The sequence below is a fragment of the Salinimicrobium tongyeongense genome (genome assembly GCF_026109735.1).
Lineage (GTDB): Bacteria > Bacteroidota > Bacteroidia > Flavobacteriales > Flavobacteriaceae > Salinimicrobium > Salinimicrobium tongyeongense.
Genome location: NZ_CP069620.1, coordinates 1835267 through 1857058, shown reverse-complemented (window position 1 = coordinate 1857058; position 21792 = coordinate 1835267). Strand labels below are relative to the sequence as shown.

At 45.2% G+C, this 21792-nt stretch carries 22 protein-coding genes; 8 read left to right on the top strand and 14 right to left on the bottom strand.

From position 1 onward, the window contains the following. Nucleotides 1-293: 293 nt before the first annotated feature. Nucleotides 294-650 (bottom strand): hypothetical protein, encoded by a 357-nt coding sequence (locus JRG66_RS08235; protein WP_265162288.1) that lies wholly within the window; start codon nt 648-650, stop codon nt 294-296. Between the two features lie 47 nt (nt 651-697). Between JRG66_RS08235 and JRG66_RS08230 the strand changes: the two genes are divergently transcribed. After that, on the top strand, nt 698-1228 hold the full coding sequence (locus JRG66_RS08230; RefSeq protein ID WP_265162287.1) for a CvpA family protein: 531 nt from the start codon (nt 698-700) through the stop codon (nt 1226-1228). A 31-nt stretch (nt 1229-1259) separates the two neighbouring features. Here JRG66_RS08230 and can read toward each other — a convergent pair whose 3' ends face one another. From can to JRG66_RS08170, 12 genes are all read right to left on the bottom strand, one after another. Continuing rightward, nucleotides 1260-1895, bottom strand: coding sequence for a carbonate dehydratase (gene can, locus JRG66_RS08225; protein ID WP_265162286.1), 636 nt, complete (start codon nt 1893-1895; stop codon nt 1260-1262). Between the two features lie 70 nt (nt 1896-1965). Beyond that, the gene (locus tag JRG66_RS08220; protein ID WP_265165423.1) at nt 1966-3516 is read right to left on the bottom strand and encodes a SulP family inorganic anion transporter; all 1551 of its coding nucleotides are present in this window, start codon (nt 3514-3516) and stop codon (nt 1966-1968) included. A gap of 160 nt (nt 3517-3676) precedes the next feature. Beyond that, nucleotides 3677-3967, bottom strand: a complete 291-nt coding sequence (locus JRG66_RS08215; protein WP_265162285.1) for a hypothetical protein — start codon at nt 3965-3967, stop codon at nt 3677-3679. 137 nt (nt 3968-4104) lie between these two features. Beyond that, nucleotides 4105-4854, bottom strand: a complete 750-nt coding sequence (locus JRG66_RS08210; RefSeq protein WP_265162284.1) for an SH3 domain-containing protein — start codon at nt 4852-4854, stop codon at nt 4105-4107. Further along, the gene (locus JRG66_RS08205; protein WP_265165422.1) at nt 4851-6614 is read right to left on the bottom strand and encodes a BatD family protein; all 1764 of its coding nucleotides are present in this window, start codon (nt 6612-6614) and stop codon (nt 4851-4853) included. Before JRG66_RS08205 ends, JRG66_RS08210 begins: the two co-directional genes overlap by 4 nt. A gap of 7 nt (nt 6615-6621) precedes the next feature. Then, nucleotides 6622-7494: a tetratricopeptide repeat protein gene (locus JRG66_RS08200; RefSeq protein WP_265162283.1), complete on the bottom strand. Its 873-nt coding sequence runs from the start codon at nt 7492-7494 to the stop codon at nt 6622-6624. Then, on the bottom strand, nt 7494-8534 hold the full coding sequence (locus JRG66_RS08195) for a vWA domain-containing protein (protein ID WP_265162282.1): 1041 nt from the start codon (nt 8532-8534) through the stop codon (nt 7494-7496). The genes JRG66_RS08200 and JRG66_RS08195 overlap by 1 nt, the downstream gene beginning before the upstream one ends. 11 nt (nt 8535-8545) lie before the next feature. Continuing rightward, nucleotides 8546-9550, bottom strand: a complete 1005-nt coding sequence (locus tag JRG66_RS08190) for a vWA domain-containing protein (protein WP_265162281.1) — start codon at nt 9548-9550, stop codon at nt 8546-8548. After that, on the bottom strand, nt 9550-11184 hold the full coding sequence (locus tag JRG66_RS08185) for a BatD family protein (RefSeq protein WP_265162280.1): 1635 nt from the start codon (nt 11182-11184) through the stop codon (nt 9550-9552). Before JRG66_RS08185 ends, JRG66_RS08190 begins: the two co-directional genes overlap by 1 nt. A gap of 10 nt (nt 11185-11194) precedes the next feature. Next, on the bottom strand, nt 11195-12058 hold the full coding sequence (locus JRG66_RS08180; RefSeq protein ID WP_265162279.1) for a DUF58 domain-containing protein: 864 nt from the start codon (nt 12056-12058) through the stop codon (nt 11195-11197). 92 nt (nt 12059-12150) lie between these two features. After that, nucleotides 12151-13155 carry an AAA family ATPase gene (locus JRG66_RS08175; RefSeq protein WP_265162278.1) on the bottom strand — a complete coding sequence of 335 codons (1005 nt, stop codon included), beginning with the start codon at nt 13153-13155 and terminating at the stop codon, nt 12151-12153. Nucleotides 13156-13306: 151 nt separating this feature from the next. Continuing rightward, entirely contained in the window at nt 13307-14125 is an 819-nt protein-coding gene (locus JRG66_RS08170; protein ID WP_265162277.1) for a DUF4382 domain-containing protein, read from the bottom strand. Nucleotides 14126-14274: 149 nt separating this feature from the next. On the opposite strand from JRG66_RS08170, the gene JRG66_RS08165 reads away from it, so the two are divergent. From JRG66_RS08165 to JRG66_RS08140, 6 genes are all read left to right on the top strand, one after another. Beyond that, a complete protein-coding gene (locus JRG66_RS08165; protein WP_265162276.1) occupies nt 14275-15039 on the top strand; it encodes an aldo/keto reductase in 765 nt (254 codons plus the stop codon). A 20-nt stretch (nt 15040-15059) separates the two neighbouring features. Continuing rightward, entirely contained in the window at nt 15060-15812 is a 753-nt protein-coding gene (locus JRG66_RS08160) for an SDR family NAD(P)-dependent oxidoreductase (protein ID WP_265165421.1), read from the top strand. A gap of 5 nt (nt 15813-15817) precedes the next feature. Beyond that, nucleotides 15818-16954, top strand: a complete 1137-nt coding sequence (locus JRG66_RS08155; RefSeq protein ID WP_265162275.1) for an ATP-binding protein — start codon at nt 15818-15820, stop codon at nt 16952-16954. Next, nucleotides 16955-17683 (top strand): metallophosphoesterase family protein, encoded by a 729-nt coding sequence (locus JRG66_RS08150; RefSeq protein ID WP_265162274.1) that lies wholly within the window; start codon nt 16955-16957, stop codon nt 17681-17683. A 105-nt stretch (nt 17684-17788) separates the two neighbouring features. Then, a complete protein-coding gene (locus tag JRG66_RS08145) occupies nt 17789-18793 on the top strand; it encodes an acyl-ACP desaturase (protein ID WP_265162273.1) in 1005 nt (334 codons plus the stop codon). 252 nt (nt 18794-19045) lie between these two features. Beyond that, nucleotides 19046-19987: an EamA family transporter gene (locus tag JRG66_RS08140; protein ID WP_265162272.1), complete on the top strand. Its 942-nt coding sequence runs from the start codon at nt 19046-19048 to the stop codon at nt 19985-19987. Between the two features lie 77 nt (nt 19988-20064). Here the strand turns inward: JRG66_RS08140 and JRG66_RS08135 are convergent, their stop codons facing one another. Beyond that, complete coding sequence (locus tag JRG66_RS08135) at nt 20065-20442, bottom strand: hypothetical protein (protein ID WP_265162271.1); 378 nt, start codon at nt 20440-20442, stop codon at nt 20065-20067. A 200-nt stretch (nt 20443-20642) separates the two neighbouring features. Here JRG66_RS08135 and JRG66_RS08130 point away from each other — a divergent pair, with 200 nt between their 5' ends. Further along, the gene (locus JRG66_RS08130; protein WP_265162270.1) at nt 20643-21761 is read left to right on the top strand and encodes an alkene reductase; all 1119 of its coding nucleotides are present in this window, start codon (nt 20643-20645) and stop codon (nt 21759-21761) included. The last annotated feature ends 31 nt before the right edge of the window (nt 21762-21792 follow it).

The following is a 21792-nucleotide window of genomic DNA, read 5'->3' as shown; positions in this document are numbered from 1 at the left end:
ATTTCCCTGAATAAGAAACTTAAATGCATTGTTCCCTCGGGAACTACTTCATTAACCTTTTGTCTGCTTTCTTTTCTTATTCCTGTAATCCAGAATTAATACGATAAAACCCAGAACAGAAAATATCAATAAGAAGATTTCGGTGGATACTCCCGCTAATTTCGAATCAAAAATGTAGGCATAAACAATTGCAAGAAATCCTAATGCCACTATGATATAAAAAAACCTGATCATTTTTATTACTTCAGTGGAATAATCAAGTCCTGGCTCTTGGTTCTTGATTCTTCCTTTTCCTACTCAATATACTCTTTTTCCAAAAAATACTGCACTATAGCTTCTTTCATAAGCACAGCCTGCTCCCCGGCTTTTAAAGTCGGCAGGTTTTCCACTACCTTATAATGAGGCCAGCCTTCATCATCAAAATATTCGAATTCATAGTACCCGTAGGGTTCCAGAAGTCGGCAGATCGCGATGTGCATAAGATCGAGCTTGTGATCTTTTTTGAATTTCCGGTGTAGCTGCCCCAGTTCCTGGAGCCCGATTATATATATTATGGCATCGAGCTCGAGTTTTTCACCGTCTGCAAATTGCTTTGACAATTTGTTTTCCACCTCGGCCCAGCGTTGTTTTAATTGTTCATCTCTAGACATGCCGCAAAGATAATTACTAAGAACCGGAAATTGCTATCTTTGGGAATATGAATATCCTGGACCTGCTGCTTAGCATTTTTCTGCTTTTAGGGCTCGTAAGAGGGCTCTTCAAAGGTTTCTTTGCCGAACTTGCAGCCTTATTGTCTCTTATTTTAGGAATATATGCCGCCATTCATTTTTCGGGCAACACCTATATTTTCCTGGCTTCTTTTATAGACTGGGATGTAAAATACCTGAGTATCCTATCTTTTGCCCTAACCTTTTTTATGGTAGCCCTAATTATTTCTCTCGCCGGGAGTTTCCTCACAAAAATGGTGCACATGGTGGCCCTGGGGGTGATTAACAGATTGGCCGGTGCAGCTTTAGGCGTGTTGAAAATGGCATTTTTGGCAAGTGTTTTTATGATGTTCGTAGACGGCTTTGAAGTCTTTGATGCCGAAGAAGCCACAAAAGAAGAATCTGTGCTCTATGACCCGGTACGGGTTTTGGCTCCGGCTATTTTGCCTACAATAATTGAGAAAATAAAAGAAGGGGATCTTTTTGAGACTTCTTCGGAAGCTGAAACAACTCCAAAATAATCCCTGAAAAATCCCCTTTTTGAAAGCTATATTAGAAGTTTAGCTGGTAAACTTCATCAAGTTCAGAATTGTTGCTGATGTTTACGCCCAGATCCTTAATAATTCCCGATCCTACTCCATACACCACGCCATGCAGGAACAGGTCCTGATTGTTGTTCCACGCATTTTGAACAATAGTGGTCTTAGCCAGGTCATAAACCTGCTCCACCACGTTCAGTTCTACAAACCTGTCAAAACGCTCTTTTTCATCGGCAATATTGTCAAGGGTTTCTTTGTGCACGCGGTACACATCTTTGATGTGACGAATCCAGTTGTCTATAAGCCCAATTGACTGGTTCTTCATTGCAGCCTGCACACCTCCACAGCCATAGTGCCCCACAACCATTACGTGCCTTACCTTTAAGTGGTTCACAGCATAATCCAGCACACTTAACATGTTCATATCGCTGTGTATAACCATATTTGCAATGTTCCGGTGAACAAAGACTTCCCCGGGCTGCGCCCCAATAATCTGGTTGGCCGGCACCCGGCTATCTGCACAACCTATCCAAAGAAGCGGGGGCTGCTGCCCATTTTCGAGCCTTTTAAAAAATTCAGGATCTTTATTCAGCTCCTGTTGTACCCATTCTTTATTATTCTCTAGCAGATGATCAAAAAATTTAGCCATTTTGTTTTTTTATTTAGTGTTTTAGATTTACCTGTTTTAGCAGGCATATTTTATTTGAATTTAGTTTGTTTTAAGCTGTTTTTGGCCTCATAAAGAACTGCTGATAACTCGGAGGGTTATCTACCGTACCTCTTTGAGAAATAATTTTAATGTTAATATTTTTCTCTTCGGCCTTGATCCTGAAGTCATCAAGTATTTCTATAATATCACTATCAAGATAGTGAGTTTTGCTCACATCCATAATGAGATTTGAATTTTCTTCGAGCCTGTTGAGTTCTTTTATAATTGCCCCCTTGTTGATAAAGGTAACTTCTTCGGCCAGCCTCATCTTTACGGTCTTTTGCCCGTTTTCTACATCTTCTTTGTGCAGGAAGTAAGAATTCTGGTAGCTCTTGATAAGGATCACACAAATACCAACCAGTAACCCCATGGCGATGCCTACCAGCAGGTCTCCAAAAATAATTCCCACTACAGTGACCATGAACGGTACAAATTGTTTCCACCCGGCCTTGTACATTTGTACAAAAAGCTGTGGCTTTGCAAGTTTATAGCCTACAAGAAACAATACGGCCGCAAGTACCGACAGCGGGATATAATTCAGGATCGTGGGAATGATGATTACCGAAATAAGCAGTAAAAACCCATGAAGGATGGCAGAAAGTTTTGTTTGCCCACCCGACTGTATGTTGGCAGAACTTCTTACAATTACCTGCGTAATGGGCAGGCCTCCAATAAACCCTGAGATCAAATTTCCGGTTCCCTGGGCAAAAAGTTCCCTGTTGGTAGGTGTGGTTCTCTTATGAGGGTCAAGCTTATCTGTAGCTTCTACACAAAGCAGGGTCTCCAAACTGGCAACAAGTGCTATGGTAAAAGCAGTGACCCAAATCTCTGCACTTCCAATCAGTTTGAAAGACGGAAAAGTGAACTGCCCTATAAAGGAATCAAAGCTATCGGGCACCGGCACATTTACCAGGAACTTTTCATCTATGGCAAACATCGCCGAATCGCGGGTTAACAGGAAAAAAACAATCCCCACAACTACTGCCACCAGCGGCCCCTGAATAAGCCTGAAAATTTTGCTTTTTTTGGTAAGCACCGAATCCCACAAAACCAGGATTCCCATTCCTATTAAAGCAATTAAAGTGGCTCCCACACTTATACTATTAAAAGCATTTCCTATTCCTTCAAGAGAATAAATATCCCCAATATTGCCGTCATATCCAAAGAAGTGCGGGATCTGTTTGATGATAATGATGATCCCGATACCGGTCAACATTCCTTTAATTACCGATGATGGGAAATAATACCCAATGATCCCGGCCCTTAGAACACCAAACAAGATCTGCATAGCTCCCGCCAAAACCACGGCTAAAAGAAAATCCTGGTAACTTCCAAGGCTGGCAATTGCGGCCAGTACGATCGCAGCCAGCCCGGCAGCGGGGCCGCTCACCCCCACATTGGAACCACTTATGGCCCCAACCACAATTCCGCCGACAATCCCGGCTATTAATCCTGAAAATAATGGCGCGCCACTGGCTAAGGCGATACCTAAACAAAGTGGCAAGGCGACAAAAAATACTACAACACTTGCCGGCAAATCACTTTTGAGTTGCTTGAACATAAAATATATACGTTTACTCACAGGAACTTCTTTTGCTCCTGCAACTGGTTATTAAAACTTGATAAAAAAGAAGGTTCTGCCAAACTGCCCAAAAAGGGCAATACAGTGCCTGGGCCACGAGAATGCAGCCACCTGTTGCGAACCTTAAAAACGGATATAATTATATGTTCTTGGGCGGGGGGGAAATCACCTCCAGGTACACCTGGTGATAGTTTTTCTTGTAGGAATAATTTTCCTTCTGGTGAGATTTAAGATACTCGATACTGGCGTGGTTTGAATAAATGTCTTCAATCACAGATTCAAAAGAAGCCAGGTTCTTTGAAGAATTTTCTTCCTCATTTGCAGTAAAGGCGTAAGAAACATCTACAGAATCATCTATAAGAGCGATGGTAGTAGGCCCTGCAATAAAGCTGAGGAAAATAAAGGATAATATGTATGCAACCTTTTTCAAAGCTTACAAAAATAGCATTTTTGAGAGGTGTTGCAAATTTAATTGTAATCTGAAATGCCCTACATACATCAAAAAAGGCATATTTTTAGTTATTTTTTTGTTATTAATTCATTTTCCCGAAGTGACCGGAAGCTGAGTTACAACCTCCTAAGATGGTTTTCTTCCAGCCATCCCGTACTCCCGTTAGGCAATCGAATCTCTACCCAATCCTGGAAATCTTCAGTGATCTTCACTTTAGCCCCTTCGTGCAGCAGGAAGGCATCATCGGCACGTGGTGACGGCTCGTTCTTTATCTCCACTTCTTCAGAAAAAACAATCGCATATTCGCCCTCCTCACTATAGCTTTCTTTGGTCACAGCCACTATTACTGAAGATATTGCCATCAGCAGAAATAACATGGAACCAATAAACAGCAAACGTTTCGTAAAGGTTCTACTACTGAAATAATACACCAGGAAAAAGACTACAAAAACAAGCATACAAAAAATAGCGACCCAGCCCCAGCCCGAAGCAGAGAATGCCGCCGTAGAGGTCTCAAAAATGCCTCTAAAGCCGGTTTGTTCTTCCTCGCCAATGGCGTCAATGGCCATATTCCTGGCAAAGCCCAGATTATTTTGCACATCTTCATCCCCGGGCTCCAACCGCAATGCTTTTTCGTAGTGGTAAATACTCGGCGCAACCCGGTTCAGTTTGTAGTAGCTATTTCCCAGATTGTAGTGCAATGCTGCCGAAGTTTGTCCGCTTTCCAGGATCTGTTCATATTGCGCAATGGCTTCCTCGTAATTCCCTGCGGCATAAGCCTCATTGGCAGCTTTAAAAACCTGCGCATTTTGTGCGCTTGCCATGAAACTGAAACACAGGGCCAGTAAAAAGATCAGCTTTTTCATACTTGTTTATCCAATTCTGAAATTACACGTACTGCCTTATCATAATCCTGCTGCATGGCCACATTTGATGCCGGGGTGTAACGGGCAAATTCGCAGCTTCTAAGCAGCTCGTTGAAATCGGCTACCGTACCGGCGTTGGCTCCTTTACTCTCCAGCAGTTCCTTAATGCGCTCCTTGCTCATTTCGCTGGTTTGTATGTGCAGCTTTGCCTTTAAATAATTGTGCAGCGCCCTTTCCAAAGATTCATAGAACTTGGTTTGGTCACCCAGGTTCTTTTTAGCTTCCGACAGATATTTACGGGCCAGCCGGTCGGCTTTTCTAATTCGGTTACCCCGCACGTCTCCCGCTTTTGCCTGTCTCTTTTTTCCGAAGAGAATTACCAGCGGAATGAAAAGCAACGGACTCAAAAACAACGTCCAGAACAAAGCCGATCCCATAAATGGTGCCTCTCCAACAGTTTTTAGAGAAGTATTGAGCTTTATGTACCTGAATTGGTTTGTCGCAGCTGGCACCTGTTGCGCTACCGCAGCCTCGTTACTGCCCGGCCTGGCTCGGCTTCCTGCCGGCGCTGCCTCAACATCGAGCAGGATCTCTTCTGAAGTAAGGGTTTTATATGATTGGGTGTTAAGATCAAAATAACTGAAGCTCACCGGCGGAATGGGAACCTTGCCTTTGGCCTGTGGCACAAGGGTATATTGATTGGCAATGCTTCCCTGCATCCCGTTGATCGTGGTATTTACATTTTCAATGTATTCCGGCTCGTACTTCTCCATTGAGGCAGGCACGGTTAAAGGCGGAAGATCAAACAGCTTTAAATTCCCCTGCCCTGTCACCTTTACAGTGGCCTGTAAAGATTCGGTAGCCCTTAGGGCATTTTTATCGGTGGAAACTTCGAGGTCCAGGTTTTTACCCACTGCACCTGTAAAATCGGCTGGGCGGCCTTCCTGCGGCAGGGGCTTCACATTGATCACCCTGTTGCCTGCGGCCACTACTTTGTCAACGGTTTCATAAAACCTGTTTCCGAAGATATCCCTTCGGTTGCCCGGAACTTCTACTGAAATATTCAGTGTAAGCGGCTCAATATTGAGTTTCCCGGTCTTTTGTGGGTAAAGTACCGTTTTCCGAAGCACCACAAAGCGATAAGGTTCACCTTCATAAGTGCCGTTTTCAACCTGAAGTCTTCTAATATCGATATTCTGGCTCCAAAAGTCACTAAACTTGGGGCTGTCAAGCTGCCGCCAGTCGCTCACGTTAATACGGGGGCTTACGTAAAGTTTGTAAACTACGGTAATGGCTTCGTTGAGATACGGATTGGTATTGGAGATTTCTGCCACCAGGTGGATGTTCTCTGAAGCTATGTATTCTGAATTCTCCCCATCGGTAGGCTGGTCTACGGCAGCGGTTACCTCCACCTGTACGGGCGTGGTTTTATAAATATTGCCGTCAATGGTGATCTCTGCCTGTCCAATGGTAAAATTTCCCCGGCTCTTTGGGGCAAGAAAATAACTGTAGGTTTTGGAATAAGTCCTTTTGCCGTTTATCCAGCTGTTGCTCACTGCCTGGTTGGGACCTCCCACCACGGTAAAATTGGTGAACGGGGGCGGATTAAAATTGTCGCCGTCCTGGTTCATCTCAAAATCTACCCTAAGGCGCTCATTTACCCCCAGCTTGTCTTTGCTTACCTTAGCCTCAAACTGCACCTGCCCAATGGCAAGGCCTGAGGCAAGTAACATCATTAAAAGTACCAGTTTGTGTTTCATCATGTGACTACCAGTCTTTTTCTGTTTGTACAGGAACACCTTTTGCCTTTTTGGCATTTATCCTTTCCTGAACTTTCTTTTCTTCATTTCCCATGGCTTCGAGCAAGTTCTTTACCTGTTGCGGTGAAAGCTGGCCCGGCCGCTGTTGTGGCTGTTTAGGCTGCTCGCCTTCTTTTGGCTGCTCCTCTTTTTTCTGCTCTTTATCATCGGGCTGGCCTGCTTTATCTTTCTTTTGCTCGCCTTCCTTATTTTCATCTTCTTTCTTGTCGCCACCTGCTTTATCATCGGGCTGGCCATCTTCATTTTGCTCTTTCTCGCCTTCGCCGTCCTGCTGCTCCTGTTTATCGTCTTGCTTTTGCTGGTCTTGTTGATCTTTTTCCTTGCTGTCGCCACCGCCACCCTGCTTTTGCTCTTCCTCGAGCATCTTTTTAGCCAGGGCTAAATTATAGCGGGTCTCATCGTCTTCAGGGTTGTTGCGCAGCGACTGCTTGTAAGCCTCAACCGCCTCGCTGTATTTCTTCTGCTTCATATAAGCGTTGCCCTGGTTGTGAAAAGCGTCGTGCTTCAGAGGCTTTTCTTTGGCTGTGCTGGCCGCCGAACGATGCCGCTCAAGTGCCTGACTCGTAACCTCCTTATTGTAGTAAAGATTTCCTAAATTATATTTTGCTTCGGCATTAGCCGGGTCTTTTGCTATGGCCTTACGATAATAAGCCTCGGCCGTTGCCGGGTCGTTATCGGCTAAAGCAGCTTCGGCTTCCTGCATGTATTTCCGGGCAGCTTTGGCTGCTGCTTTAGTATCTTCCTGTGCGCCTGCAATAAAAGGAAAAGAAAAAAGCAGGCCCAAAAACAGCGTTTTTGGCAGGTATGTTTTCATCATCATCAGCTTCTTTTTTCGTTAAACAAATTTAGCCTTTTTAACCAGGAGGTTTGTCGCTCAAGTAAAAGAATGTCCAGCAACAGGAAAAGTAACCCCAGTCCCAAAAACCACTGGAACTGGCTTTTGTATTCTGCGATTTGCTGGGACTCAAACTCTTTCTTATCCATATTTTGAAGGATCTCTGTCACCTCTTCAACTACCTGCGCCGTGTTACTGCCGTCTATATATCTTCCGTTTGCTTCGGAAGCTATTTCCTTCAGGGTTTCCTGCTCAAGCCGGGTGATCACCGTCTCCCCCTGATTGTTTTTTTTATAATTCTGAACCACTCCGTTGCGCCTGACGGGAATTGGGCCCCCTTTGGGTGTTCCCACCCCAATAGTCACTATCCTTATTCCCTGGCGGGCAGCTTCAGCAGCAATTTCTTCAATATTCCCTTCATGATCTTCGCCGTCACTAATAAGGAACAAAACTCTATTGGTTTGCTCGTCATCATTAAAGTAGGTCTTTGCCAGCTCAATCGCTTCCCTAATGGCAGTTCCCTGCGAAGAAAGCATATCTGTATTCATGTTTTGCAGGAACATTTTTGCCGCAGCATAATCTGTGGTGATGGGCAACTGCGGAAATGCACTCCCGGCATAGGCGATGATCCCCACCCGGTCACTGGCCAGGTTATTTATGATCTGGGTTACCAGTTGCTTCGATTTCTCAAGCCTGTTGGGCGCAATGTCTTCGGCCAGCATACTTTTTGACACATCTATGGCAAAAACTACATCTACACCTTCCCTTTTCACAGTTTCCAATTTTGTGCCAAACTGCGGGTTCACCAGCGCAATTACCAAACTGGCGATAGCAAGGCACAGCAGTACTATTTTTAGCACCTGCTTTCCGGTAGAGCGGTTGGGGCTCAGCCTGTCCAGCAACTCCTTATCGGCAAATTTGCGCTGTGTCCTTTTTTGCCAAAAGATGACCATGGCATACAGCAGCACAATGACCGGGATGCCTATCAATAACCATAAGTAAGTCTTATCTTCTAACAAAAACATGTTGTACCTTTTTAAACAAAACTTCGGAAAATAGTAAACCTCAACAGCACTTCTACCAACAACAGTAATCCTGCCAGCAATATTAATGGCCTGAATTTCTCTTCATAGTTGTAAAACCTGAATTCTTCTATCTCCGTCTTTTCAAGTTCATCAATTTCGGCATAGATCTCTTCTAGAGAGCGGTTATTGGTAGCCCGGAAGTATTTTCCGCCGGTAGCATCGGCAATTTCCTTTAGTAAAGCTTCATCTATCTCAACCGGCACCCTGCCATACTGGAAATTCCCGTTAGGCAGGATAGCTATGGGAGAAAGGGCCGTGCCGTTGCTTCCCACGCCAATGGTATATACCTTGATTCCAAATTCCAGGGCCAGTTCACTTGCGATCTTTGGATCTATAAAACCGGCATTGTTCATCCCGTCGGTAAGAAGGATCACTACCTTACTTTCGGCTTTACTGTCTTTGAGCCGGTTCACTGCCGTGGCAAGCCCCATTCCAATTGCCGTACCATTTTCGAGCACATTGTTGTACTCAATATTCTCAAGGGCGCTTAACACGATGCTTTTATCGCTCGTAATTGGGGTTTGGGTAAAACTTTCACCCGCGTATACCACCAGCCCAATCCTGTCGGCAGGACGGTTTTTCACAAAATCGGCAGCCACTTCTTTAGTTGCTTCAAGCCGGTTGGGCTCCAGGTCACGGGCCAGCATACTGGCAGAAACATCTATGGCCATTACTATATCAATCCCAAAATTGCTGCTGGTACGCGAAGAAACATCTACACTTCGCGGCCTTGCAAGGGCAGTGATGACCAAAGCCAGTACGAGCAGCCTGAGTATGAAGAGCAGGGGGCGGAATTTTCCCAGCAAACCGGGTTTGGCCTCAAAACCTTTAATGCTAGAGATCCTGAGCTCGGCGGTTTGCCGGTTGCGTTTCCAGATGTACCAACCCAGGGCCAGCGGCAAAAGCAGCAATAGCCAAAAGAACTGCGGATCTTCAAAAACTAATCTTTCGAACATTAATTGCTGTTGTTTATAAGTTCAACCGAATCTGAGATGCGCTGCGCGATCTCATCGGCATATTTATCATTTTCATTGTAGATCACCACTACCTGCTGGAATCCCTGTCCCATTCCGAAGTTAAGGATGATATACTCCTTGGCCACAGGTGGTGATTTTTCATCTTTTTGCAGGCTCATGGTCCCAAAGATCTTAAATCCGGGAGCGCCGTTGAGCGTTTCGTAATCTTCCTGCTTGGTAATAATGTTTTTAGCGCCATTGGCTTCCAGGTAAGCATAAACCTCTTCTACGGCCAGGTCTACGTTAAAATCATCATTGGCCGGGCGGGTGCTTACATTCACAAAGAGATTGGCATTAAGGCTGCCATACCTGAAAGTCTCACGGCCAGCAGCCATTCCTTCAGCATCGCTGAGATCTCTCACCAGCACATCGGGCGTGGCAATGGTGACCGATGGAGTACCGTATTCACTGGAGATCCAGTCGCTCTCCAGCATCTCCTTACTGGTGTTTCCAAAGTAAGTATCAGTAAAATACTCAAACCCGCGGGTAGAAATAATATAAGCCGTACCTGCACTTATGAGCAACACTACCGCAAGGATTCCAAAAATGATCTTTTTGACCTTCTTTTTTCGCTCCAGCCTTTCCCGGTATTCGCGGTCTCTTAAGAGTTCTTCTTCGGTAGGCTGCGGGATAGAAGCTTTAGTATCTTTTATAACATTTTCAACACTGCTGCGGTCTTCTTTTGCCGTAAGCACATCGGGTTTGGAGTTTGCGAATTTTGCAAGATCGGCTCTTTCGAGAATCTCTTTCAGCCTGCTTATAGTGGTGTTTTCGAGCTTTAGTTTACCCTTATCTCTTTCAGCTTCAAGATAAGTGATAAGCTCATTGGTGGTACTTTCGAGCGCATGATCGTAGACCTCGCCATCTAAATACCTCCTTACCGCCGCCGAAAGCTGGGAATAATACTCCTTGATCTCCCGTTGCTCCAAAAGCCGGGAATCATCTAATTGCTTCAGCTCAAAGAGTGCGCGTTCATAAGGCGGAAGTTGTTTTGTAGCTTCTTTTCTTTTTTTCCTGCTCCTGTACAACAGGTAAATAACACCTGCCAGAAGCGCCAGGCCAAGCAGCCACCAGAGCCAGGCAGGAACGCCAAAAGCCGGTGGCACTTCAACAGCCGGTTTTATGGGAAACATTTTCTGCTTGGTAGTATCAACTACCACATCATTCACTACTACCTGAAATGAATCGGTGCGAAATTCCCTGTCGTTGATCAACACCCGCTGCCGCGGAATGGTATAGCTGCCCGAATCGAATTGTGTAAGCGCGTATTCGCGTGTGAGGCGGTACCTGTCGCTAATTTCACTGGTATCTATGGCCAGTGCCTCTATCATTTCGAGCGGAGAAAAGCTCTGCCCTTCCGGAAACACCACCAGGTCTTCACGGTTAGTTTCCACAGCAAGTTTATAGGTGATCTGCTCCCCTATTTTTATAGTAGTTGTGTCTACGGAAGCAGAAACCTCCTGTGCCTGTCCCGCAAAACTGTTGAGCAGCAGAAAAATTGCACACAGGCAGAAAAAGAGAACACTCTTCACGGGGGTGTCAAAAATGCCATTCTGCCTTACTATTTTTTGCATTGTTATTCTTTTATCTGGCTTTAAAATAGCCCAGTAATTTTTTTACATAACTTTCATCTACACGGGTGCTAAGGCTTCCTGCCCCACTTCTGCGGAAGCTCTCGCTAAAATACTCCACTCTCTCGTGGTAATATTTAGCATAGTTGCGGCGCACCGACCTTGAAGAGGTATCTACAAGTATCCTTTTCCCGGTTTCTTCATCCTGCATGGCCACCATTCCAAGGTTTGGTATCTCTTCTTCGCGCTCATCATAAACCCGGATACCGGTAACATCATGCCGGCCGCTGGTGATCTTGAGCGTACGCTGATAATCTTCAGCAATAAAATCGGAAAGCACAAAAACAATGGCTTTTTTCTTCATCACGCGCGAAAGGTAACTGAGCGCATTTTCGAGATTGGTCTTCTGACTTTTAGGCTCAAATTCCAACAGCTCTCTAATAATCCGAAGCACATGTGAACGTCCCTTTTTAGGCGGAATATAAAGCTCAATGATATCGGAGAACAGGATGAGCCCGATCTTATCGTTGTTCTGGGTAGCCGAAAATGCCAGAGTAGCGGCAATTTCAGTAATAATATCCTGCTTGAACCCGTTGCGGGTACCAAACAGGCCAGAGCCGGAAACATCTACCACCAGCATCATGGTGAGCTCCCGCTCCTCTTCGAACACCTTTACAAAAGGTTCAGAATAGCGGGCAGTAACATTCCAGTCAATATTCCTTACATCATCCCCAAACTGATACTGGCGCACCTCGCTAAAAGTCATTCCACGCCCCTTAAAGGTAGAGTGGTATTCCCCGCCAAAGATGTGATCACTCAGCCGGCGGGTCTTGATCTCTATTTTTCGAACTTTCTTGAGTAACTCCTTAGTATCCATTTCTTCAATTGACAATGATCAATAAACAATTATCAGTAACTAATTAACAGGTGACAGATGTTCAATTCTGTTCATTGTTAATTGTTCATTGTTTAAGGTACTTCAATCTCGTTTACGATCTTGTTGATGATATCTTCGGAAGTTACATTTTCGGCTTCGGCTTCGTAGGTGATCCCAATCCTGTGGCGAAGCACATCGTGCACCACGGCACGCACGTCTTCGGGCACCACGTAGCCGCGGCGCTTTATAAAGGCGTAGCATTTTGCCGCCGTTGCCAGGTTGATACTTCCCCGCGGGGAAGCACCAAAATTGATAAGAGGCTTCAGGCTCTCAAGCCTGTATTTTTCAGGAAAACGTGTGGCAAAAACGATATCAAGGATATATTTTTCGATCTTTTCATCCATGTACACCTCTCGCACCGATTGCTGGGCGCGGGCAATTTGATCCAGGCTCACTACCGGGTTCACCTTTTCAAAACTGCCTTTTAAATTGGCGCGAATGATCATCTGCTCATCGGCCATTTCGGGATATTTAATGACGGTTTTAAGCATAAAACGGTCAACCTGGGCTTCAGGCAGCGGATAGGTTCCTTCCTGCTCCACCGGGTTTTGAGTGGCCATTACCAGAAATGGCTTATCGAGCACAAAAGTCTCTTCCCCAATGGTCACCTGTTTTTCCTGCATGGCTTCGAGCAAAGCCGACTGCACTTTGGCAGGTGCCCTGTTGATCTCATCGGCAAGTACGAAATTTGCGAAGATGGGGCCTTTTTTTATGCTGAAATCATTCAGCTTCATATTATAAATGAGCGTACCCACCACATCTGCCGGAAGTAGATCGGGCGTGAACTGTATACGGCTGAAGCTACCGTGCACCGCCTGAGACAGGGTGTTGATGGCAAGGGTTTTTGCCAACCCCGGAACTCCTTCCAGAAGTATATGCCCCTGGCCCAGTAAGCCAATTAACAGACGTTCAACCATATGCTTCTGGCCCACAATGACCTTCTTCATTTCTGAACTTAAAATATCAACAAAGGCACTTTCGCGCTCAATTTTTTCATTGATACTGGCTATGTCTACCGAGCTGTTGTTTTCCTGCATTGGTAAAAAATTTTATTTAGGTGAAGATACTTATCTATAGTCAACGGCGCAACTTCAGCAAATATTCAACCAAATTATCTTAAATTTATGTTAAAACAAAAAGCAGCGGGATTACCGCTGCTTTCAAAAATGGCATATTTTTCAGCATTTATTATTCTCCGTCCAAAAACATGGGATCAAGAGTTACAGTTTCACCCTGTTCCACCACCACGTTATTCACTACGGAAGAATTAAGCCCAGAACCTTCGGCAACGGTGGCAGTCACTTTGTAAGTACCGGCAGGCAGCCCGTGCACCTCAAATTTCCCGTTGGCATCGGTGTAGGCAGAAGCATTTACCGTGGCATTTTGAACTTTGATCAAAGCCTGCTCTGTAGTTGGGTGGATGCTGCCCACAATAGAACCTGAATTTTCTTCAACGGCCATTCTAATCACGGGGTGAAGGTTGTAGCCATCGGCAGTGGTGCTTTTCACAGACTGGTCTACATCAAAATCGAGGATAAAAGTGTATTCGGCGTTGGCTTCGAGTTCCTGCCCCACCATCACTTTTAAACCAGATTGCTGTGCACTTGGAGTCTTAAGGGCAAATTCCTGCTCCACATCACCATCCATGACCACCACACTGTTGTCACCGCCAAGCACCAGCCTGATCTGGTGAAGGTAACCGGCCTCAATTTCGGTATCTACCAGTAATTTGGTCACTCCACCTGTAAGGCTTAGAAGGTCAATTACCCCTGTGTTCACCCCTTCAAGGCTGGTCCAGCCTTCTTCGTCACTACCTTCGTTGGTTGTTTTTATCATTACATCTTCAACTTCCACGTAAACGTGCTTAAAATCACCGGGAGCATCGGTCAACTCTACTGCCACTCTTGCAGTACCCTTACTGGCGCCACTGCCATCGTCATCTGAACTACAACTAACAAGCCCGGAAACCAGAGCAAAAAGGAATAAAAATAAATGATACTTTTTCATAAATGATTTGTTTTAGGTTTAGGCATGATAACGCTCGATTAAAGGCTTTAATCTCCCGATAAATGAAGTTTAACTCTTTTTAACTATCCTTCGCATTCTTTAACAATCCGCCTCCTGCGTAGAAGAATAGAGTTCCTTACTTTTAAAAAATGAGGCAAAGAAATTCCTATTCCCGTATCATTCAGGATCCTGAATCCTGGGAACCCCTTTCAAAAGGCAAAAAAATCCAGCTTTTTCACCACTGCGTCGAGAAAGGCATCACTACTTTTTTGATAGACCACACCAGGGCCAAAACCTATACCCATGGCCTGGGAACGGCATTTAGCGAAAGCGGGCTAAGCCGCGACCAGGTGCAACTGGCCGCCGCAATTGACGCAGACCCTGGCGGGCAGGATATTCCCGGGCAGGTAGAGCACATTCTTGAGCTTCTTGATACCGACTATCTCGACCTCCTGCTCCTTACTTTTAATGCTCCCGCAAATGAACTGCTTTCAAATATCCAGAAATTACGCGCCCGCGGTAAAATCGTGGAGATTGGGGTCCTGGAAAAAAGGCCGGGGGAGAAAAAGGCATTTTTAGAAGAATTCCCTGCCAGTGCCACACTTTCTAGTGTAAGGCTAACGCCCGCAGCCGTGAAAAGCCTTACCTTAGCTGAAGCTGCTTCGGAAGGGGTCACCCAAATGATCATTCCCGAAAGCGAAGACTGGGAAAATGAGCACGAAGAGCTCAAAAAGGCCGCCACTAAGTACAATTTGCGGCCAAAAGAGCTGCTTTTTGCGTGGCTGCTTCAGCATAAAGCCCAGTTTCACGCCGTTATCAAAGGAAATTCTGAAGCAGGCATAGATTCGGCACACAAAGCTTTTCACACCTCCCTAATTGATGAGGACTTTAAAAAGCTGCCGGAAAGACTTTAAAAATGACATTTTTGACACCTATGAACAAAACAGCTTTAGTCACCGGCGCCAGCAGTGGAATTGGGAAAGCAACTGCAATTGCCCTGGCAGCCGCAGGTTACCGCCTTGTTATTTGCGGCCGAAGAAAAGACGCCCTTGAATCTTTAAAAAATGAGCTTAGCGCTAAAACCGAAGTACACATCCTTCAGTTTGACGTGAGAGATAAAGAAAAAGTAAGTGAGGCTATTCAAAGCCTTCCGCAGCAATTCAAAACTATAGATGTACTCATTAACAACGCCGGAAATGCCCATGGCCTCGACCCCATTCAAACCGGAAGTGTGACCGACTGGGATGCAATGATAGACATTAATGTGAAAGGCCTGCTGTACGTGAGCCGGGAGATCATTCCGCAGATGCTAAAAAGAGGCTCGGGAGATATTATCAACATTGGTTCTTTGGCCGGAAAAGAAGTTTATCCAAACGGGAACGTGTACAGCGCCAGCAAACACGCCGTAGACGCCATTAACCAGGGAATGCGCATTGACCTAAACGGGAAAGGCATACGCGTAGGTGCCATAAACCCGGGGCTGGTAGAGACCGGTTTTAGCGAGGTGAGGTTCAAAGGGGATTCAGAAAAGGCAAAATCGGTTTACCAGGGTTACCAGGCCCTAAAGCCCGAAGACATCGCCGAACTCGTGGTGTTTGTAGTGAGCCGCCCCCGGCATGTGAACATTGCCGACCTGCTGGTGCTGCCCACCGCACAGGCAACTTCTACTATTGTACATAAGGAATAGCAGGCATGATCAACAAGCGCCTTCTTATTAAAAATCTGCTCGCGCATAACAGCGAAAACAGTTTTTATGATAAAAAGCGCCAGATCAACCTGGGAGAAAAAGAAGGAAAGGCCAAATTTCTAAAGCACATTTGCGCCCTGGCCAATTCCAACCCCAACAATAATTCTTATATGGTCATTGGGGTTGAAGATGCCGACAACCAGATTAAAGGAGTTGACTTTTTTGACGACAGCAAGATACAGAACCTGGTAAATGCCTACCTCGAAAATCCGCCGCTGGTGGCCTATGAAAACATCCCGTTTCCGCATTTGCCACACGACCTGGTGGTGGGGCTGGTCACCATAAAACCCAACAAAGGCAAAACCTGTGCTTTGAAAAAAGCCATCTGGAAGTACCCTGCACAAAGCATCTTCTTCAGGGAGGGCAGTATTAGCATAGCTTCGGAGTTTTCGCGGGGTTCACAAAGCGATAATTCAGCCGTGGTAAATGCCATTGAAGCACATTCCCAGAACAACATACAGCTCACGCTAGACGGGGTTTTTGACTTCATGGGAAAGCATGAGAACCTTAGGCCCGAATACAAGGTTTTTAAAGAATATTTTGTGGTGTGCTGGAGCGGCAAGAAGAAAGAGGCCAATGAAGAAGTCTATTTTTCAAGAGTAGACATTGAGCTCATCAACGAACAGGTAAAACTCTTTTATTCAGATCTTGACGAGGTGAGCATCGAGATTTCGGAAGACCTTTTTAGCATTTTAGAGTATGTAAAGCTGGGGCTTAACGACAGGTTTAAATACTATCCGCTGGAAGAAGTAAAGATCCACTTTAAAGACAATGCCACTTATGAGATCAAGACAAATATGCTTTTTAAGCCTCCGCAGTTTGAAAAAAGAACGCTGTACCACATCTATAATTCGAATATTGCACTGGTGCACAAGCTGAAACAAAATTTGCAATTAACCCCTTCCGAAGAAAAAGATTTATATAATTTGCCAGCCACGTATTTACTGTGTCATTTTAACGGCTTCAGCGAGGCACTAGACCGCCTTGAAGACGCAAAGGAAGAACTCAGGAATTTTGATGAAAGGATTTATCAGCAGTACAAGGAAAGCCTGCGGATATTGAGAAAAGTAAAATACAATTAAATGGAAAGGACTCTGGTAATAGGAGACATACATGGAGGTTTAAAAGCACTCATTCAATTGCTGGAAAGGGCAAAGATTACGCCCCGAGATACTGTAATTTTTTTGGGAGATTACGTAGATGGCTGGAGCGATTCGGCCAATGTGGTTTCCTATCTCATAAAATTTTCCAAACAAAATACCTGCATCTTTTTACGCGGAAACCACGACGACCTCACCCATCGCTGGTTAAAAACCGGCGAATTGAATGACAAATGGCTGCAACACGGCGGGCAATCAAGCATTGACGCTTACCGCCGGTTCACCAGTGAAGAAAAACAGGAGCACATCAAGTTCTTCGAAGAAATGGTCAATTATTATATTGATGCTGAAAACCGGCTTTTTGTACACGCCGGATTCACCAACCAAAAAGGCCCCGAGGAGGAATATACGCCCACGCCTTTCTATTGGGACCGCACCCTGTGGGAGATGGCCATGGCTGTTAATCCGGCATTAAAGCCGGGAGAAACGCATTACCCAAAACGCCTGGAACTGTTCCGGGAAATATATATTGGCCATACGCCGGTCACCAGGATTGGAGAAGACAAACCTGCCAATTTTGCAAATGTTTTTAACATAGACACAGGTGCGGCCTTTATGGGAAAGCTGTCTTTACTCGATGTAAACTCAAAAGAAGTGGTTCAAAGTGACCCGGTACACAGCCTTTATCCTGACGAATCGGGTAGAAATTAAGAAATTTTTTAACGTCCTCCTCTTTGAACTTTCTATCTTTGTAGATTACCAAAATTATAATGGTTCGGTTCTTGAGAAAAGAACCATGAAAAACACCCTACCTATATGGCGCTAGAGAATATCAGATTAGAAGTAATGAAGACTGTTGAGAAGTCTATTGATGAATTTGTGGAGAAGTATCTCATTCCGGTGGAAGAGATCTGGCAGCCTACAGATCTTTTACCCAATTCGCAGCAAGAGAATTTCTTTGAAGAAGTGACACAAATCCGGGAAGAAGCTCAGGAACTGGGATATGATTTCTGGGTAGTACTGGTAGCCGATATGGTGACCGAAGAAGCTCTGCCAACCTATGAATCCTGGTTAATGGATATGGAAGGGGTTGAGCAGCATGGGCAGCAAAAAGGATTGCAAAATGGCTGGGCAAAATGGATTCGCCACTGGACCGGGGAAGAGAACCGCCACGGCGACACCCTTAACAAATACCTTTACCTCTCGGGCAGGGTAAATATGAGGGAAGTAGAAAAAACCACCCAATACCTCATCAATGACGGTTTTGACATAGGAACAGGCCGCGATCCCTACCGCAATTTTGTGTACACCAGCTTCCAGGAGCTAGCCACCAACATTTCTCATAAACGCGTGGGCCAGCTTGCCCGAAAAAAGGGGAATAAGATGCTCGCTAAAATGTGCAACATCATTGCCGGAGACGAGATGCGCCACCACCTGGCCTACAGGGAGTTTGTAAAGACCATTTTTGAATACGACCCAAGTGAAATGATGCTGGCTTTTGAAGACATGATGAAGAAAAAGATCGTTATGCCCGCCCAGTTCATTAGGGAGAGCGGCCAGGGCATTGGCGAGGCATTTGAAAACTTTTCCAATGCAGCACAAAGACTTGGCGTCTACACCACGCAGGATTATATTGATATCCTTCAAAAACTGAATGACTTCTGGGAGATCGACAAAATGACTTCCCTTACCGATAAAGCCGAAAAAGCCCGCGATTATCTCATGAAACTTCCGGACAGGATGACGAGAATCGCCGAAAGGATCAAAGTTCCGCAAGACCCGCACCAGTTTGCCTGGGTCACACCAAACGGAAAATTATAAGCATTGGGAGGCTGTCCTTAAAAAGACAGCCTTTTTTTTGCCTTGTTTTCTGCGGAAGTTTACTTCCAAAAATGGCATTTTTGAGCAGGTTTTTTCCCGAATTTTTTTCAGAAAGCAATACGTGAGAAGTAAATGAGTTTTCCTGCTGAAGATTTTTCAAAACCCATCCCCAGGAATCCTGTTATTTTAAGAAAAAATCCCCATAGCTGAGGCAGCCGTTTTATTGCTAAGTTTGCACAGCAAATTTTCAGCATGAGCTCAAAAAATCCGCTTTTTATTGTTCTGGCCTTTTTCTCCATTTACGTGATCTGGGGGTCTACTTACCTGCTCAACAAGATTGCGGTGACCGAGCTGCCGCCCTTCATGCTGGCTGCCATCAGGTTTGCCACCGCCGGGCTGCTCATTTTTGGAATTAGCCGCGCCATGGGCAAAAGCCTTAGAATTACCCGCGCCCAGTTCTTTAATACCGCAATAGCAGGATTTTTGTTCCTCGCTTTTGGAAACGGCGTGGTGGTTTGGGCGCTAAGATTTGTAGACAGCGGCTTTGCAGCCCTGGTAATTTCGGCACAACCCCTGGTAGTGCTGATCTTCATGCGAATCTTTGAAGGTAAAAAGATCCTGCCCATGTCTATGCTGGGAGTCGCTCTGGGCCTAAGTGGGATTTATTTACTGGTGAGCCAAAAAGAAGTTACCTCTCAGGAAAACTCCATTCTTGGAATTGTAATGATCTTCTGCTGCCTGCTAAGCTGGTCTTACGGAAGCCTTTTTGTGGGAAAAGCCAATTTACCCAGTAACCATTTTGTCAATACCGGTTACCAAATGTTCTGCGCAGGCATCATTTTAGCCCTTTCGAGCCTGGCTTTTAACGAATCCTGGAGTTCTCCTTTCAGCTGGAGCAGCCAGGTACAATATTCGATGCTGCTGCTCATCATCTTCGGAAGTATTGTGGCCTTTACGGCTTTTAACTACCTGCTAAAGGTGATCTCTCCCGAAAAAGTGGCCACTTCAACTTACGTAAACCCGGTTATTGCCATGATTTTGGGCTGGTACTTTTTAGACGAGCAAATCACCAGCCAGTCGGCCATTGCCGCGGCTGTACTGCTCACCGGGGTCTATTTCATAAACACCAAAAAGAAGCTGGTCGTGCTTTCACGCTTCACCAGCAAAGCATCTACCTTTCTGAAGAAAAATTAAATCGAGTGCTAAAAATGCCATTTTTGACAGCTTTGGCAGAATTTTTTCGGAAGAATTCTGAAGGTTTAGCCTGAGGTTTACTTCACCTCCAGCATTTTGTGGTTCACGTTCACAGCATTTTGCTGAATATCGAAAACCAACGTCTTCTTCAGATAATCTTCCCCTTCTTTGAGATAGCTTCCGGTAACCGATTCTTGTTTTCCGTTACTTCGGGTAAACCTGAAGGTGTATTTCCCGTCAACAGCATCTTTGGGCACCTGCAGGCTGTGCGCAATCTCTTCGCCCGCAGGCAGAACATCAACTTCAAAACTCACTTTTTCGCCGGCCGTGAAAACTTTCAGGTTTTTAACTGCTTCCGAAGTATTATTCACCAGTTCAAGTTCCAGTACATGGTCTTCGGGAACGCAGGAGAAAATTGAGCCGATAAAAAACAGGAGTGTAAATATTTTCTTCATGAATAGTTGGTTTAGTTTGTTCTAAGATAAAGAAACTGTCTCTCTAAAAGAAGTGCTTTTTCTGCGGAAGGCTTTCCAAACTCATAACTTAACATACTTTAACCCTTTCCTTTGACATACATCAATTCCTGCGCGCAACGCCTTCCTTACCTTTGAAGAAAAGAATATTAACCTAAAAACGAGCTGATTAAGCTATAGATATGAGTAAAGAACAAGCATTGTTACAGGCTTATAATAAAGGAAACCTCAACCTTAAAAACCGCGTGGTCATGGCGCCCATGACGCGAAGCCGCGCCAACAACCCCGAGAACAAACCCACCGCAGAACTTCAGGGGGAGTATTATAAACAGCGCGCCAGCGCCGGACTCATCATTACCGAAGGTGCGCAGATCTCCAAACAGGCCGTGGGTTACATCAATACCCCGGGAATACATTCCGAAGAACAGGTGAAAGGCTGGAAAGAAGTGACCGAAAAAGTTCATGAAGCCAACGGAAAGATCTTCATACAGCTTTGGCATGTGGGGCGCATGTCTCACCCCGATTTTCACAACGGAAATTTACCCGTGGCCCCTTCAGCCATAAATCCAAATTCAAAATCCTTTACTTCCGAAGGTTTAAAAGACACGGTCACGCCAAAAGAAATGAGCGTGGAGGAAATCAAATCTACCGTTCAGGATTTTAAACAGGCCGCTGCAAACGCCATGAAAGCCGGGTTTGACGGGGTAGAAATTCATTCTTCAAACGGGTATTTGCTGCACCAGTTCTTTAACGGGACCTCAAACCAGCGCACCGATGAGTATGGTGGCAGCATTGAAAACCGCGCAAAGATTCTTTTTGAAGTGATTGACGCCATTAAAGAAGTAATGCCCGAAGAGAAGATTGGCCTGCGCCTTAACCCTTCCCTGCACGGGATCTTTGGAATGAGCATGGATGAAGAAACCATTCCTACTTTTGACTATATCGTCAAAAAACTGAATGATTACAACCTGGCTTATCTTCACCTTTCCGAACCTTTTAATGATGTTTCTGAGCTTCCTTTTGCTGAAACTGAGATCGCGAAACGGTACAGGCCTATGTATAACGGGACTTTAATGATCAATACCAACTTTGACCAGGAAAGCGGAAATGCCGTTCTGGAAGCAGGCAATGCCGATCTTGTGGCCTTCGGAAAGCCTTACGTTTCAAACCCCGACCTGGTAGAACGCTTTGAACAGGGCGTTGAACTAACCGAATGGGATGAAAAAACTTTCTACACCCCCGGTAAAGAAGGATATTTAGATTACCCGGTAAAAACTGAAAGAGAACCTGCTTTGCAATAAGGTTCCAAAAATGCCAAAAAAAGAGGCTGTC